Below are 15,908 nucleotides of genomic sequence, written 5' to 3'. Positions count from 1 at the left end.
GGACTGAAGATTAACCTAAGGCATTTACATGAAAATTACGCAATACATCTTACTCTTTTGCCTGATTTTATGGCTTATATCCTGTCAGGAGCAGCCTGAAGAGACAAACATTGACCATTATCATAGCCTCAAAGAAGGTTTTCAGAACCCTCCTAATAAGGCGAAACCAAAAGTGTACTGGTGGTGGCTCAACGGTTATGTGGATACTACCCGCCTGAAAGAAGAGCTACGTGCAGTTAAAGAAGCAGGCATTGGGGGGGTAGATATTTTTGAGATCGGCACTGCGCGTTACAGCAATCCGGACAATATGATCCCGGCAGGTCCTGCTTTTATGGGAGAGGAATCATTGAACGCCATTCGCCTGGCCATTGAAGAAGCTACTAAGCTAGACTTAGCAGTAGGCTTGAACCTGGCCAGCAGCTGGAATGCCGGGGGGACCTGGATCAAACCTGAACATGCTGCCAAGTCCTTGTATTATGCTAAAACTACTGTCTCCGGACCTTCAGCACAGGAAATTACTTTGCCCTTCCCGGAAATACCAAAGACGGATGAAAGCGGTAAACAGCGCCTGATTGAGTTTGGTGATGATGGCAAGCCGGTCTATTATGAAGAAGTTGCGGTCCTGGCCTTTCCTGCCCATAAAACCGGCTTTACGGATACTACTGAAATCATCAGCCTTAGTGTGAACTTAGATACAGCGACAGGAAAACTGGCATGGGATGCTCCGGCAGGAGAGTGGGAAATTTATCGTTATGTATGTTCTAACTCGGGTGAACAGCTCAAACTGCCCAGTCCTAATTCCATGGCACCGATTATAGATCATTATGATTCGGCAGCGACCCGTGCGCATTTCATGCACTTCATCAATAAGCTGCAGCCGCTACTGGGAGATTTCAAAAATACAGCTTTGAAGAATTTTTACCTTGCCAGCTACGAAGCGACCGGTTCTGTCTGGACCTCCTCTTTGCCAGCTGCTTTTGAAGCCATTCACGGCTACTCCATTGATAAGTTTATTCCTGCCTTGTTTGATGAGCAGTTTTTAGCTAAGGAAACTGCCCAAAAATTTCAGCAGGATTTTAATAAGACCTTATCGCACCTCATCACGCAAAATCACTACGGCAAAGCCCGGGAGATTTGCAATCAGTACGGTTTACAGATTACTTCCGAGTCGGGAGGACCGGGTGCCCCTCTGCACAATGTTCCGGTAGATGCTTTGAAAGCTCTGGGTGCGCTGGACGTACCGCGAGGAGAGTTCTGGGTAAATCACCACTTTTATACTGAAGACAGTGTGGATATACTCTGGTTGGTGAAGGAAGTAGCGGCTGCTTCTCATATTTATCAAAGAGGTATTGTAGAGGAAGAGTCTTTTACCAGTTTTCAGCACTGGCAGGAAGGACCTTTTGATCTGAAGCCTCTCGCTAATCGTGCTTTTAGTGAAGGCATGAACCGGGTGGTGGTACATGGTTTTTCGCATAATCCAGAGGGCATGGGTTATCCGGGTATTGTTTATCATGCGGGTACACACTACAATGACAGGCGGGTGTGGTGGCCTAAAATCAAGCCCTTTAATGATTACCTGGCACGGATTTCCTATATCCTGCAGGAAACAGATTTTGTGGCGGATGTGCTGTATTATTATGGCGATCAGGTGCCCAATTTTGTCGCACCTAAAAACAAGCGATTTTCCGCAGGAGCAGGTTATGAGTATGAAGTGGTCAATACCGAAATTTTGCTTAACGACCTATCTGTAGAAAACGGAGAGCTGACTCTATCCAATGGGGCAAAGTTCAAAATTTTGGCTTTAGGAGAGGAAAGCAGGGTAAATCCGGAGGTGATGGAAAAATTGAACCAACTGGCTGAAGCTGGAGCCATCATTGTTGGTCCTCAGCCTGAAAATTCTGTTGGTCTGAGCAAGCAGCCTCGTGCTTCACAAAAAGTAGATTCATTGGCGAATAGCCTGTGGCAGTCCTATTCTTTAGAATTTTCGGTAGAACAGCTTCAAAGTGGAGGCCTTTTTTCAGAAGTCACTCCCGGCCAAATGCTGGAAAAACTTAATATTCCTGCCGACTTCAGCTATTCTGATCAAAGTATGGGTGCACTGGACTATACCCATTATCAGAAGCAGGAAATGGATTTTTATCTGGTAAGTAATACGACCGATCAGTGGGTATCAAGAACATGTACTTTTCGCCAGCAGGATAAAACACCTGAGATATGGGATCCTGTCACCGGGGAAGTAGTCCCGGCAGGTATTTATCAACAGCAGGAGCAGGGCATACAAATTCCACTTTCTCTGCCGCCTTACGGAGCTTATCTGGTTGCTTTTAAAACGCAAAGCTCATCTTTTCATTACGAACAGATTACTGACGATGGCGAACATCCGCCTCGTTTAATTTACCTTGAAGAAGGTGTCAGCTTTCTAGAAGAAGGAGCGTTTACCTTAGAACAAGGAGGTAATTCTTTAAGCATAGACAGTCACTTGAAAACCCAACCTATTGAAGGTACATGGCAAGTTTCTTTTCCTCAAAACTGGGGCGCTCCTGCTTCAGCAGAATTTCCATCCCTCATGTCGTGGACGGAAGCTGAGGAGGAAGGTATACGCTATTTCTCAGGAACTGCTACTTACCAAAAAAGCTTCCAGTTTGATCCCGAAGATGCCGAAGGCTTTGACAGCATTACGCTTGATTTGGGCAAAATCTCTGAAGTAGGTGAGCTATGGTTGAATGGTCAACTCTTAGGTATTAGCTGGTCTGAACCTCATAGATTTGAGGTCACTGGTCTGCTCCGTGAAGGTGAGAATCAGCTTAAAATAGAAGTGGCCAATACCTGGTCTAACCGTATTGTAGGCGATACCAGGACAGGTGAGAACTTTACCAAAACCAATATCTCCACAGCATTCCGGGGGACAAACTGGGAGGATGCTCCATTACTGGAATCCGGTTTGTTAGGTCCGGTACATCTTATTTTTACAACAACCATTGTTTATGATGAAGAATAGTGCTTTGCAAAATTTACTTTTCGTATCATTGATTATACTGCTGATCGCAGGCTGTCAGACCAAGGCTGAAACTGATGAGGAAGCGCAGCGACCCAATATCCTGATCATCCTGACAGATCAGCATATCAACGATGGAATCAGCTATCTGGGTAACCCTAACCTGAATACACCCGCAATGGATGCTTTGGCAGCTAGTGGTGTTTATTTTACGGAATCTTACTGTACCTCACCTGTATGTGGCCCAGCCCGAAGCAGTATCATTACGGGTCGCATGCCGCATGAGACGGGCGTAGTCTGGAATTCCACGAATATCAATCCTGAATATCCTACCATTGGTCAGATTTTTCAAAAAGCCGGATATAATACTGCCTGGGCAGGGAAATGGCATCTGCCGGAATCTTATCCCCAACAGCATGATGCAGACTCAGTTCCCGGCTTTAAAGTGTTGCCCTTTCGTTCATTGGACGAATCCTGGGCGTTGGGAGAAGATACTGATGCGCCCATAGCCGATGCTGCGGTAAATTATTTAAACACCTATGAGGAGGAGAATCCCTTTTTGCTTACGGTGCAGTTTCATAATCCTCATGACATCTGTCATGTCCCCCGAAGGCCGGATGACTATGCCAAAGCAGATCAGATAGATACCTTGCCTCCTTTGCCACCCAATTTTGAAATTACTGCCAATGAACCACAGTTTCTACAGGAGAAGCGCTTACTAGATCATTATGGCGATGAGCTATTATTAACCAAAAATTACAGCAGAGAGGACTGGCAGGCTTATCTCTACCACTATTACCGCTTTATGGAAATGGTAGATGTAGAAATTGGCAAGGTAACACAGGCTTTGGAAGCGAATGGATTTGACGAAAATACGATCATCTTGCTCACCAGCGATCATGGAGATGGGGCGGCGGCACACCGCTGGGCGGCCAAGCTAAGCTTGTACGAAGAAGCGGCTACTGTACCTTTTCTCATCAGTTGGAAAGGTCATATACCGAAAGCTGTGATAGACCGAGAACAACTCGTCTCGGGAGTTGACCTGGCACCTACGATATGCGATTACGCAGCGATTGAAAATCCACCAGCTTTTACGGGCAAAAGCATCAGACCGGTATTGGAAAATCCTGAGGAAAGACTCCGTGACTATCTGGTCGTACAACTTGCCGATGACAAGGAAGATTCCACCCGCCACGGGAGGATGATCAGAAACAGGAGGTATAAGTATAATTTTTACAATCAGGGAGAGAGAAACGAGCAGTTGTTTGACCTGTGGAAAGATCCGGGAGAAACGCAAAACCTGGCATATGAACCCAACTATCAGAAGCTGAAAGCTGAGTTTAAAAAAGAATTAGAAAACTGGATTGATCAAACAGATGATGATTTTCACACATGGGAAAAATGATGCTTCCTTTTGCTCTGCTATTGATGTTTCAAATGCAACTAGATGCCCAGTCGGTAGCGGATACAACTACTTATTTAACAGAGGTTCAGGAAGAACTGAATAAAGCATGGCCGGATAATCGTACGATCAACCTGGTATTTCATGGACATTCGGTCCCCGCCGGCTACTGGCATGATCATGAAGTGCATACTCTTGAATCTTATCCGTATATGGTATTGCATCAGCTCAAAGCGCAATATCCTTACGCCGTGATCAATGTAATTGTGACCGCTATAGGAGGGGAGAATTCTGTGCAGGGAGAAAAGCGTTTTGAAGAGGAAGTGCTCAGGCATAATCCGGATGTGTTGATGATAGACTATGCCCTGAACGATCGTAGTGTAGGACTGGAGAAAGCCCGTGAAGCCTGGGAAAAGATGATACAATCAGCTTTAGCACAGGATATCAAAGTCATTTTATTAACTCCTTCACCCGACCAAAGGGTGGATATACTGGAACCCGAGAACCCGCTGGCAAAACATGCGGAGCAGATCAGAGGGTTGGCAGAGAAATATCAAATCGGGCTGGCTGATCCTTTCGCTCAGTTTCAGAAGTTACTGGAAAATGGAGAATCACTTGAAACCTATATGTCTCATGTTAACCATCCCAACCAGAAAGGCCATGAGGTTATTGTGCACACTTTGTTACCCTGGTTTATAAATGGTGTAGGGATGAAATAGTAGTGCGTGTTCAGTTTAGCCTTTATGGGTTTTTATTCTCATTCAAAGGCAATATATTCCCTAAAGTGAGTTCCATATTCGGGAAATGTACTAAAAGATTGGGATATGAATCCAGGTAAAAAAGATAGTCAGAAAGTATCTATTAGTGGGAAAGACGTTGAAGAATTTCTAGGAAAATCCCATCACGAAAGAGATAGTAAAGATACTGATCTTTGGCAGCAATTTAAGCAAGGGAGTGAAGAGGCTTTCGTATTTATCTACCGTAAATATTTTCAGCAGTTATACGCCTATGGTCATCAGTTTACTGTGGATACCAATATGGTGGAAGACTGTATTCAGGAGCTATTTATAGAACTGAGAGTTAAGCGAGAGAGGCTTAAACATACTAATTCTATAAAGTTTTATTTGTACAAAGCACTACGTAATAGATTGTTGCGCAAGCTGAGCAGGAAAAAAATGCTGCCCTTAAGTGAAAGCCTGATGGACGGCTACAATTTTGAAATTAACCTTTCTCAGGAATATAAAATGATCCATGCTCAATTGGATAAAGAGGTAAAAGATGCTCTGAATGCTGCGCTCAATAGCTTATCCATCAGGCAGAGAGAGAGCATTCTCTACTATTTTTATGAAAAGTTATCTTATGCGGAAATTGCGGACATTATGGAGCTTTCAAAGCCTAAATTTGCTCGCGACCTGCTTTATCGTGCCATAGCAAAAATCAAAGTTGAAATGAAAAACAGTAATATAGAGCTATTTACGGTTTTGATAAGTGTAAGCACATTTTTAAGAGGATAACCAATTTAACTGAGTCATAATCAAGCGTTTTTATCCCTTGATTAACACTTTGTTACACCTTCCATCTATTTCTATTTCAAATTTTTTTCAAGAAAGTCAGATTTTTTTGAGGTTGTTTTGACACTTCCTGTATTAGAATAATAAAGAGGGATTTATCTATTGAATCAATACGAGGACTACACAGTTGAGGATTTCTTTCAGGACGAGTTGTTTATCCAATGGTGTTACAATAGCTCTCCTGAACTCACTGAGTATTGGCAAGCCTGGTGTTTGCGATATCCGGATAAAGTTTCTGCTTTTCAAAAAGCGAGAGAAATCATTCAATCCATAGAATACAGACAGAGTGAAACCGCTTCGGAAGAGGTATACCAAAGAATACTACAAGGTGTATTACAGGAAAGTGATTCCAAAATAACTAAAAGTGATAAAGGATTCTTTTGGAATAATTCGTGGAAAGTAGCTGCTGCCATAATGATGATGGTCGCTGCTGCGGTTTTTTATCTTGGAAAACAGGAGGTATCAGTTGGTGAAAATGTCAGTAGTACCAGCACCAGATATATTGAAAAGTATTGTCCTCCGGGTAAAAAAATGAATGTGGTATTGAAAGATGGTACCAAAGTGAAATTGAACGGAGATACTTACTTAAGCTATGCTGAAAATTTTGGAGATAGCACCAGAGAAGTAGCGTTGAAAGGAGAGGCATTTTTTGAAGTAACCAAAGACTCACTGCGACCTTTTATGATCAGAAGTCAATATTTACAAACCACTGTGCTGGGTACTTCTTTTAATATCCAGGCCTACCCGGATAGCAGGAAGGTGGATGTCTCAGTACTGGAGGGGTTGGTCCGGGTCTGCTCTGATGATGAGCAATACAATGGAGCCGAAAGCACTGAATTTTATCTGAGGCAAAGCGAAAAATTAAGTTTCACTCCTGCTGCTAAGGAATGGGAAAAAGAAATTGTTCCTATATCCTCCATTGGGCGCTGGAGAAATTGGGAATTAATATTTGAACAGGATGACATTTTTGAGATTGCTCACAAACTGGAGCGATGGTATGGTATTGAAGTGGTGCTACAAGGCCCCTTCAAACGAAAGATAAGCTTTAGTGGAATATATAATAACAACACTTTACATGCAGTGCTGGAAGGGATCACATATTCTGCGAATCTTCACTATACACTGCAGGGAGATACAGTATTCATTAAACCCTAATACTATGAAAACCAATATTTACAAACTTCTTCGGCCAGGATAGCCCCACTTTCCTTAACCTAATCACAACAACAACAACCATTTTTTCACTACTCAACTACTAATATGATACCTAAAAGATCAAATCATCAGTTTGTCAGTAAGGCACTGTGTCTTTTGCTGATGCTACTGACCTTGCCTTTCCTGGGTTTTTCTGCTCTTCCGGAAGCCTATGAAAACGAAGAAAAAATTACGCTTATTGAACAAGGCATTAGCCTTAAAAGCGTCATGGATAAGATCAGTGAACAGACTTCTTATCATTTTGCCTATGACGAACAACTCATTGATATCAATAAGCTGTTAAGTATTAAAGTTAAAAATGCCAGCCTGGATAAGGTCCTGGAAATTATTGCGCAACAACACCCCTTAGCGTTCAAGAAAATAGGTAGAACTATACATATGATGCCGGTAAGGCAATCAAAAGTAGTTTCCGATGAAATTCAGTTAATCAGCGTTACAGGTACTGTAACATCAGATGGTGAGGCTATACCCGGTGTGAATGTATTGGTCAAAGGGACAAGTACGGGTACAATCACAGACGTAGCAGGCAAATACAGCATCAATGTGCCCAATGAGGATGATATCCTTGTATTTTCTTCTATAGGCTTTCTGACACAGGAAATACCTGTAAACGGAAGGTCTACTATTGATGTGGCTTTGGAAGAAGATGTGCAGAGCCTGGAGGAAGTAGTAGTAATAGGATACGGGACTATGGAAAAGGAAAAACTGGTTACTCCCGTAAGCTCAGTTAATCCTGAGTTGGTGCAAAAAGAGGTTACCAACTCTCTAGACAGGGCTCTGGAAGGAAAAATAGCGGGCATGTCTGTAAAACAAGGATCAGGAGCACCTGGCGGAGGTTCGGAAATACGTATACGTGGGGCAGGTTCTATTGGTGCAGATAGCCAGCCATTGATTGTAATAGATGGTGTCCCCATGCAGATGGGATATAACAAAGAAAGGTCGCCTCTTTCACTTTTGAATCAGAGTGATATCAGCTCTATAGATGTGCTAAAAGGAGCTGCTGCCACAGCTATTTATGGATCAAGAGGGTCCAATGGCGTAATATTAGTAACCACTAAAAGGGGTAAAGAGGGTAGAACTGACTTTACTTTTTCTGCCAGTACAGGCTGGGATCAGGTACTTCCCAGTGCAAAACTTGACCTGATGAATGCTGAAGAATTTGCCAGGTGGAGGAAAGAAAATGCCTACGAAAGCGCTGCTTTTTATGGTGAAGAAATTACCGATGAAGATATTCCGGAAGTGTACCGAAACCCTGAGCTATTAGGTGAAGGAACGGATTGGCACGATGTAATCACCCAAATTGGTCGTAGACAGGACTATAATTTAAGTGTCTCCCACGGTGCTGAAGATTTTACCGGCTTCTTTTCTTTAGGATATCTTGATCAAACAGGTACGGTAAAAAACACAAGTTTTGAACGTTTGTCATTCCGGGCCAATATGGGTTACTCACCTAATGACATTGTCAAAATTGAACTTAATATAAATCCGACTATAAGAACATGGAACAATCAGATAGGAGGTAACCGGACTACCCTCTATGGCCAAAATGCAATCTCAACACCAATTGATGGGCCATACAGAGAAGATGGCGTTTGGGAAAGAGATAATGATGCGTACTATGATGGTGATTGGGATCTGGATATCTGGTCTCCCGGAACCTTTAGTAATAACAATGCGCTCTATGCCCTGGAGCATCAGTATGATAAGACCAGAAATTTGAACCTGCTGGTCACTCCGGCCTTGGAAGTGAAGCCTTTTGAATCTTTAACCCTTCGTACCCATTACAATGCGCGCATAGAGCAGAATAACAGGGAGTTTTTTAGTCCTTCTACCATTACTAATATATTCAATCCTCCACCCGCTCAGGCTACTGGTTATTATAATACTGATCAGGCCTTTAACTGGCAGTGGGAAAATACCGCAAATTATGCGAAAACTTTTGGGAGTCATTCTGTCTCCGCATTAGCTGGTATAAGTATGGAGCGGTATAATCAATCTTTCAGTGAATTGAACGGATCAAATTACCCCAGGGATGATATCAGGACGATCAATGCAGCCATTGAGCAAACGGGCCTTTCAGGTGAGAGTAACTGGTCTATGATGTCGTATTTTCTCAGGGCAAATTATGACTATGAAGGTAAATATCTGCTCACGGCCTCGGTAAGAAGAGATGGGAGTTCACGCTTTGGCTCAGATAACCGATGGGCCACTTTTCCAGCCATCGCTGCCGGGTGGAATATTTCCAAAGAAGCATTCTTTCCTCAGACAAACTGGTTGACAAATCTTAAACTACGTGGTGGTTATGGTACAAGTGGTAACAACCTCATTGGAAATTATACCTGGATACCTACGCTCACGCAGTCTAACTATACATTTGGCGGTACCGTAGTAGACGGGTTGCAGGTAAGTGCCATTGAAAATACAGAATTAGGTTGGGAGTTGGCTACTGAATATAGTGCCGGGCTGGATATCCTATTATGGGATGGCAGAGTAAGTCTGGATATTGACTATTACAGACGTTTGACAGAAAATATGTTATGGGAAGTTACCGTTCCTATCTCTTCTGGCTTTAACGAGATACAGGATAACATTGGAGAAATTGAAAATGAAGGACTGGAATTTTCTTTAAATACCAGCAATATCGCAAGGCCTGATTTTAGCTGGAAGACCCTTTTCAACATTTCTTTTAACCGAAATGAAGTCCTTAGCCTGGGTGATGTAGACCGGATTTTTGCCGGTTGGAAGGATTATTCATTAACGGTGCCAGGTCAGCCTATGGCTATGTTTTTCGGCTGGGAACAGATTGGGATATTACAGGACGCTGAAGATGTTGCTAACAGTGCTACTTTTCCCGGGCAACTACCGGGTACTGTGAAATATAGAGATCTGGATGGCGATGGCGTCATTACCAACGATGACAGAACATTTATTGGAAATCCTTATCCGGCATTCAGAGGGGGATTAGTCAATACATTAAGTTATCAGAATTTTGATTTGAGTGTTGCCTTGAGCTTTGCTCATGACTTTGATGTGTACAGTCAGCTGGAGGGTGATGTACTTAACCTGGATGGCGTGTTCAATGTACTGAAGATAGTAGAAGAAAGATGGCGTTCACCGGAGGAACCGGGAAATGGAGAAATTCCAACAAGTATTCATCAAACCTTTCACTCCAGAATTCCCAACACAAAAATGGTGAATAATGCTTCATTTTTGAAAGCGCAGAATATCACGCTGGGTTATACTTTGGATGCAGTAAAATTCTTAAAATCTTTCAGGGTTTTTGCTTCTGTTCAGAATGCTTTTCTGCTGACAAATTATAAATATGGAAACCCGGATGTTAATCGGTCTTCAGGAGGACCGGGTGCCAGCTCTCTGGAGCGGAATTTTCATGGGTACGATTATCCTATTTCCAGAACCTTTTCTATCGGTCTAGATCTAACATTTTAAGCGATGAAAAACAGCAATATCACATATATACTAATGGGCTTATTAAGCTTTACATTAATAAGCTGCAACGAAGACGATTTTCTACAAGAAGATCCGGTAACTAATCTTAGTACACAAACTTTTTTTGAAAGTGAACAGGATTTTAGGCAAGCTACCAATGCTATCTATACCAACCTTCAAAACCTGGCAGGAGGGATTAATGTAGGTACAGGAACCGGAGGAGTCTGGGCAATGGCAGAGTTGCGTTCCGATAATTCTACCTATCAGTATAACCCAGTCGACCTCTCAGGGCATTTTACCTGGTATCTTGATAATTTCATTATGGCAACTACCAATCCTGTTGTGGATGTATTTTGGAACACTGCTTATGAAGGTATAGGTAAGGCCAATATTGTCATCAAGCAAAGTGAAGATAAGGAATATGATAACAAGGAACAGATAGTGGGTGAAGCCAAATTTTTACGAGCATTGTACTACTCTTACCTGTTACGGTATTTTGGCAATATTCCTTTAGTAACAGAGCCTACTTCCTCCTATGAAGATGCTTTCGCTAATAATGAACAGGTTGATCAGCAACAGGTATATGATCTTATCCTTGCAGATTTGAATGAGGCCAAAACTGTATTACCTGAGAGCTATTCTGCTGATAATCAGGGAAAAGCGACTTCCGGGGCTGCAAGGACACTTTTAGCTAAAGAACTGATGGAACTGGAAAGATACAGCGAAGCGGCATCTGAGCTTGAAGCGGTCATCAACAGTAGTCAGTATATGTTATTGGAGGATTATGCAGCTGTATTTGATGCAGAGAATGAAAACAATCAGGAACTGATTTTTTCAGTTCAATTTATTGAAGGCACTTACGGACTAAGTAGTATGTATATGTACTTGTTTGCTCCATGGAATGCAGAGCCTGACCTTTTGGGGCATGCCCAGCAGATTGCCCGAACGGGGATGAATATACCGACCACAGATCTGATGGAGTCATTTGAGGAGGGTGACGAAAGAAAATCAATGATTGACTTAAGCTTTACCGATGATGTAAATGGTTTCTACCAGGGGAATATTGTTCCGATTAATAAAAAATTCTGGGACCAGGAACATACGATTCAATTCCAGACCGGTGCTAATTTTCCTCTTTTTAGGTATCCTCACGTACTTTTGATGCTTGCCGAGTGTTATCTGAGAGCCGGAGGGGGAGACCCCCTAATGTTAGTAAATCAGGTAAGGGCCCGGGCGGGCTTGCCAGCAGCTTCTAACGTTACGCTTGAGGATATCATACACGAGAGAAGGGTAGAATTCTATGGTGAAGCCGACCGTTGGGATGTACTGGTAAGGACTGATAAAGTCTTTGAAGTGATGGAAGCACACGGAGAAAATGAAAGACAAAACAGATCAGCAGTGCATGTTGGGGATGCTGCATTTAGAGATATCAAAGTTTTGTATCCAATTCCGGCCAGTGCTATACAGACTGATCCAAGTCTTCAACAAAATCCTGAATACCAGTAGAATTGAACTTGATAAATAAACTAAATTTGAAGAATATTTTATGCCTGTGCGTACTGACTTGCCTTATCATTTTCAATTTGAGGGCTCAGGAGAGAAGTAATAGGCCGAATGTCCTCTTTATAGCCAGTGATGACCTTAACGACTGGGTCGGTGTACTCAATGGTCATCCACAGGCGCTTACTCCAAATATTGATCGGCTCGCAAGTAGGGGCACACTCTTTACCAATGCGCATACGCAGGCACCGCTCTGTAACCCTTCCCGGGTCAGCATCATGACAGGCTTACGGCCTTCTACAACTGGAATCTATGGGCTAGCCCCAAGGCATCGTCAGGTAGAGCGTATGCAAGATGTCGTCACTTTGCCTCAGTATTTTGCAGCTCATGGATACAATACCATGTCAGCAGGTAAAGTTTTTCATGGAGGGATTACCCCGAAAGAGCGTGAAGTAGAATTCCAGGAATGGGGACCGGATGGTGGACATAAACCATTTCCCGAGGAAAAGATTGTGAAAGCACCTCTGGATATGGTTGATCACCCTTTAATTGACTGGGGCGTATTTCCTGAACATGAAGACTCACTGATGGACGATTATAAAGTAGCTAGCTGGGCAGTAGAAAAGCTCGGGGAGCTCGGGGAAAGTGAGGGTGAAAAGCCCTTCTTTATGGCCGTAGGTTTTAACAAACCTCATGTCCCCCTGTATGCTACACAGCAGTGGTTTGACCTATATCCAGAAAAAGAGGTGATCTTGCCTCACGCTCCGGAAGGTGATCGTAACGATGTACCAGACTTTGCCTGGTATCTGCACTGGTACCTGCCCGAGCCCAGGCTCTCCTGGGTGATAGAGAACCATCAGTGGCGTGCCAAAGTACGAGCCTATTTAGCGACTATAAGTTTTATGGATGCCCAGGTGGGTAGAGTACTGGATGCTCTGGAAGCCCAGGGGCTGGCTGATAATACTATTGTTGTGTTTTGGTCAGATCATGGTTATCATTTAGGTGAGAAAGGGATTACCGGCAAGAATACTTTGTGGGAACGTTCTACCCATGTGCCTCTCATCTTTGCAGGACCAGGCGTTACTGCCGGTACTAAGTCGTCACAACCAGCCGAATTGCTGGATATGTATCCAACCTTGGTTGAACTGGCTGGACTACCTGAAAAAGATGAGATTGAAGGCTTATCTTTGAAGCCTCAGCTTGAGGATGCCGATGCAGTACGAGAACGTCCGGCAATGACTACCCATAACCCCGGCAACCATACAGTGCGCACTGAGCGATGGCGTTACATTCGCTATGCGGATGGCTCTGAGGAATTATATGACCATAGGCAGGATAAAGAAGAGTGGGCTAATCTGGCCGATAATCCTGAATATGCAGATATCAAAACAGAACTTGCTAATTGGCTGCCGGAGGAGGACGCTCCTCACGCTCCGGGAAGCAAGCATCGGATACTGGAAAGTAAGGAGGGAACCTGGTATTGGGAAGGAGAAGCCGTTGAGTTCTCAGAATTAGTACGATAGTGATATGAGAAAAATATATTTGGAGAAAATTTTGATTACAGCTTTATGGGTTGGGATGATCTTAAGTCTGCCTATTATGCTATTGGCACAGGGTGAAAAACCCAACATCTTGCTGATTATTACCGATCAGCAGCATGCCAATATGATGAGCGCAGCGGGTAATAGGTGGCTAAAAACACCCCATATTGACCAATTAGCTAAAAAGGGAATAAGATTTACCAAAGCCTATGTGACCAATCCGGTATGCTCACCCTCAAGGTTCAGTATGTTTACCGGGAGGTATCCAAGCGATATTGATATGCGGCACAATGCCAGTGTGCTAGATCAGGAAAAGTTGAAGGAAATTATTCCGACAGCTATGGGATTTACCTTTAAAGAAGCTGGCTATGATACGTACTATGGAGGGAAATCCCATTTGCCTGCGGGAGGAAAAGATGCCAGCGGCTATGGCTTTGAACATCTTATCTCCTTAGATGAGCGTGATGAACTGGCGGAAAAGACTGCTGCCTTTTTATCAAACAGGAAATCATCCACTCCTTTTTTTGCGGCAGTTAATTTTATCAATCCTCACGACATTTGTTATGCCGCCATTCAGGATTTTCCTCCGCAGAACCGTCCCCCGGCTAAGGTGCCTTCTCCCTTATTGGAAGCCATGACAATACCTGATTCAATATCAGAAGATGTTTTCTTCTCTCGCTACTGCACTCCCTTGCCTGCTAATTTTGAGCCTACCCATGATGAGCCGGAAGCTATCATGCAATTGAAAGAGCTACATTCTTTTACCATAGATGCGCGTAAGCATTGGAATGAAAGAGAATGGCAAATGCACCGCTGGGCCTATCACCGTCTGACAGAAAGGGTTGATCAGCAGATCGGGCAGGTGCTGGACGCATTGCAAAAGTCTGATGTAAAAGAAAACACCATTGTCATTTTTACTTCTGATCATGGTGAAATGAATGGAGCACACCGTCTGGAGCACAAAACAGTTTTCTATGAAGAGTCCTCCAATGTTCCACTGATAGTATGGTATGAAGGCATCAAGCAGGGAAGAGCAGTAGATGAAGAGCATCTGATCTCCAATGGGCTGGATTTATATCCTACCCTTTGTGAGTTGGCAGGAATCAAAGTTCCCACAGAGCTACCGGGGATATCTTTTGCTGCACTTTTGCAGGGAAATGCCTCTTCTTACAAAGGCAGGGAATATCTATTTATGGAAAACGAGCTGGGTTATATGGCCAGAGATCAGCAATTTAAGTACGCACTTTATGATAATGGAGAAGAAATGCTGATTGACATTGCGAATGATCCCGGAGAAATGATCAACATAGCCGGAAAGTCAGCGTACTTACAAAAACAAAACACTTTAAAAAACCATTTGCTTGGGCATATAAACAGAGATAGACAAACAAATTAGAAGCCAGTAAAAGCTGTTGTATTCTCACGTTAAGAGTTTGGATTATCATCAACGCCTGACATTAAAAACTCAGGCTGTGGCTGAAAAAACTGTTGACCTTTATGCTGGCAAGTAAGTAATATGTTTTGCTACCATGTTAACCTATATGCAAGCAAATCTGGAGATTTCTATTCCAATTGGTAGGAAATCATTATTTTCGTGTTAAAAGTAACGCTATGAACCTCATTATTTTATTTGTTATTTCTGGAATTATTCTTTTGGTAGCCTATTTTACTTATGGCAGGTATGTATCAGGTAAAATAATGATCAACAACAAAAATACTACACCTGCTCATAGGCTGGAAGATGGGGTGGATTATATACCCAGTAAGACCCCAGTAGTATTGGGGCATCATTTTGCCTCTATTGCAGGTGCTGGACCTATCGTAGGCCCTATCATCGCCATTACCTTTGGCTGGGTTCCTGCAGTGATCTGGATATTGGTGGGAGGAATATTTTTTGGAGCGGTACATGATCTCACCAGCATGATAGCCTCTATGCGTCATGATGGAAAATCCATTGGGGTGATTATTCAGAAATATATTGGGCAGCAGGGAAAGCATCTTTTCCTGATCTTCAGCTTTGCTACCTTGATCCTGATCATTGGTGTGTTTGCAGATATCATTGCCAAAACTTTTGTGAATAGTCCGGGTGTTGCTTCGGCATCTATTTTATTCATCGCACTGGCTATTGTTTTTGGAATAGTCAACAAAATGACCAGTAACAAAAAAGGAGCATTCGCCCTCACTTCTGTCGTAGGTGTGGTCCTGATGTACTATTTTGTGTATCTGGGGATGCAGAT

10 protein-coding genes are annotated in these 15,908 nt (G+C 43.1%); all 10 read left to right on the top strand.

Features of this window, described 5'->3' with window-relative positions; translation table 11 throughout:
* Positions 1-28: 28 nt before the first annotated feature.
* On the top strand, positions 29-2,998 hold the full coding sequence (locus tag WJR50_RS28370; RefSeq protein WP_341296703.1) for a glycosyl hydrolase: 2,970 nt from the start codon (positions 29-31) through the stop codon (positions 2,996-2,998).
* Positions 2,985-4,400, top strand: coding sequence for a sulfatase family protein (locus WJR50_RS28365; RefSeq protein WP_341296702.1), 1,416 nt, complete (start codon positions 2,985-2,987; stop codon positions 4,398-4,400). Before WJR50_RS28370 ends, WJR50_RS28365 begins: the two co-directional genes overlap by 14 nt.
* Positions 4,388-5,116 (top strand): SGNH/GDSL hydrolase family protein, encoded by a 729-nt coding sequence (locus WJR50_RS28360; RefSeq protein ID WP_341296701.1) that lies wholly within the window; start codon positions 4,388-4,390, stop codon positions 5,114-5,116. Before WJR50_RS28365 ends, WJR50_RS28360 begins: the two co-directional genes overlap by 13 nt.
* 105 nt (positions 5,117-5,221) lie before the next feature.
* Complete coding sequence (locus WJR50_RS28355) at positions 5,222-5,911, top strand: RNA polymerase sigma factor (RefSeq protein WP_341296700.1); 690 nt, start codon at positions 5,222-5,224, stop codon at positions 5,909-5,911.
* Positions 5,912-6,070: 159 nt separating this feature from the next.
* Entirely contained in the window at positions 6,071-7,123 is a 1,053-nt protein-coding gene (locus WJR50_RS28350) for a FecR family protein (RefSeq protein ID WP_341296699.1), read from the top strand.
* 105 nt (positions 7,124-7,228) lie between these two features.
* A complete protein-coding gene (locus tag WJR50_RS28345; protein ID WP_341296698.1) occupies positions 7,229-10,630 on the top strand; it encodes a TonB-dependent receptor in 3,402 nt (1,133 codons plus the stop codon).
* 3 nt (positions 10,631-10,633) lie between these two features.
* On the top strand, positions 10,634-12,136 hold the full coding sequence (locus WJR50_RS28340; protein WP_341296697.1) for a RagB/SusD family nutrient uptake outer membrane protein: 1,503 nt from the start codon (positions 10,634-10,636) through the stop codon (positions 12,134-12,136).
* Between the two features lie 26 nt (positions 12,137-12,162).
* Positions 12,163-13,653 carry a sulfatase gene (locus tag WJR50_RS28335; RefSeq protein WP_341296696.1) on the top strand — a complete coding sequence of 497 codons (1,491 nt, stop codon included), beginning with the start codon at positions 12,163-12,165 and terminating at the stop codon, positions 13,651-13,653.
* 4 nt (positions 13,654-13,657) lie between these two features.
* Positions 13,658-15,067: a sulfatase family protein gene (locus WJR50_RS28330; protein WP_341296695.1), complete on the top strand. Its 1,410-nt coding sequence runs from the start codon at positions 13,658-13,660 to the stop codon at positions 15,065-15,067.
* Positions 15,068-15,282: 215 nt separating this feature from the next.
* A partial coding sequence (locus WJR50_RS28325) for a carbon starvation CstA family protein (RefSeq protein WP_341296694.1) occupies positions 15,283-15,908 on the top strand: 626 nt, incomplete at its 3' end.

The sequence above is a fragment of the Catalinimonas locisalis genome, assembly GCF_038039535.1.
Lineage (GTDB): Bacteria > Bacteroidota > Bacteroidia > Cytophagales > Cyclobacteriaceae > Catalinimonas.
The sequence above is the reverse complement of the archived record's forward strand: the minus strand, read 5'-3'. Positions and strand labels throughout refer to the sequence as shown.

Excerpts from the sequence above, each read along its gene's own strand:
- WJR50_RS28370 (WP_341296703.1), top strand. The coding sequence starts at position 29 with ATGAAAATTACGCAATACATCTTACTCTTTTGCCTGATTTTATGGCTT.
- WJR50_RS28365 (WP_341296702.1), top strand. The coding sequence starts at position 2,985 with ATGATGAAGAATAGTGCTTTGCAAAATTTACTTTTCGTATCATTGATT.
- WJR50_RS28360 (WP_341296701.1), top strand. The coding sequence starts at position 4,388 with ATGGGAAAAATGATGCTTCCTTTTGCTCTGCTATTGATGTTTCAAATG.
- WJR50_RS28355 (WP_341296700.1), top strand. The coding sequence starts at position 5,222 with ATGAATCCAGGTAAAAAAGATAGTCAGAAAGTATCTATTAGTGGGAAA.
- WJR50_RS28345 (WP_341296698.1), top strand. The coding sequence starts at position 7,229 with ATGATACCTAAAAGATCAAATCATCAGTTTGTCAGTAAGGCACTGTGT.
- WJR50_RS28340 (WP_341296697.1), top strand. The coding sequence starts at position 10,634 with ATGAAAAACAGCAATATCACATATATACTAATGGGCTTATTAAGCTTT.
- WJR50_RS28330 (WP_341296695.1), top strand. The coding sequence starts at position 13,658 with ATGAGAAAAATATATTTGGAGAAAATTTTGATTACAGCTTTATGGGTT.